Annotated in this window: 1 protein-coding gene; it reads left to right on the top strand. The window is 63.5% G+C overall.

Features of this window, described 5'->3' with window-relative positions; genetic code table 11:
• The first annotated feature begins 147 nt into the window (after positions 1 to 147).
• Positions 148 to 1098, top strand: a complete 951-nt coding sequence (locus IVW53_16155) for an IS630 family transposase (GenBank protein MBF6607091.1) — start codon at positions 148 to 150, stop codon at positions 1096 to 1098.
• Positions 1099 to 1128: the final 30 nt, after the last annotated feature.

A 1128-nucleotide genomic window follows, 5' to 3' on the forward strand; every position in this document is an offset into this window, starting at 1 on the left:
TAGTGCATCCTCGCGATAATAATACTGATGTGATTCAATTGGGGGATGCGGCTTCCCCCACTCAAACTCCGTCGAGGTGACCGCGCCGAGCTCGAGGCGCGGGTGCGATCCAACACCATCGAGGCCAGAGCGGCCAAGCGGGCACGCATGATCCTCCTCATGGCCGACGGCGAGTCGAATCGCGCCATCGGCGAGCTGGTCGATCTGCACTACAACCAGGTCGGCATCTGGCGGAAGCGCTACGAGGAGTTCGGGCTGGCCGGGCTCGAGGATGAAGAGCGCCCGGGGCGTCCGGTCGTCTACGACCACGATGACGTCTTGCTCTTGGTAAAGCTGGTGACCGAGGACCCGCCAGAGGGGGCGACTCGTTGGACCATGGAGGCCCTGGCCGGGGCCATGGCCTCCCATGGCGTGGCCATCTCGGCCTCTCAGGCCTGGAGGATCTGCAAGTCATTGGACCTCAAGCCCTGGCAGGTGGAGTCCTGGATGACCAGCCATGACCCGGACTTCTGGGCCAAGGCGTCCGATGTCTGTGGGCTCTACCTCAACCCACCGCAGAACGCGGTGGTGTGGAGCGTGGACGAGAAGTCGGGAATGCAGGCCAAGTCCAGGATCAACCCCACCAAGCCGTCCGTCCCGGGAAGGCGGGCGCGACGGGAGTTCGAGTACAAGCGCAACGGGACAGCGGTCCTCTTCGCCGCCCTCGACGTCCACGACGGCGGCATCGCCGGCTGGGTCACCGACTCGACCCGGTCGGAGAATTTCGTGGAGTTCCTGGGCGACCTGGTGCGCCAGACGCCCAACGGCCTCGACCTGCACTGCATCGCCGACAACCTGAGCGCCCACAAGACTGGCGCAGTCGCTACCTTCTTGGAAGAGAATCCCCATGTGCACATCCACTACACACCCACCCACGCCAGCTGGCTCAACCAGGTCGAGCTCTTCTTTTCGATCCTCGAACGCCGGCTGCTGCGACGAGGTGAGTTCGCCTCGGTCGAAGAACTGGCCGATCGCATCATCGCCTTCATCAAGGACTACAACCGCAGAGCGGCCCCGTTTCGGTGGACCTACGACGGTCGTCCACTACGAGTCGCGTAAGTCACAATGATTAACGCGCGAGAGCACTAG

This window comes from Chloroflexota bacterium, from assembly GCA_015478725.1.
GTDB lineage: Bacteria > Chloroflexota > Limnocylindria > Limnocylindrales > CSP1-4 > C-114.

Coding starts and splice junctions, on each gene's coding strand:
- IVW53_16155 (MBF6607091.1), top strand. CDS start 148: ATGATCCTCCTCATGGCCGACGGCGAGTCGAATCGCGCCATCGGCGAG.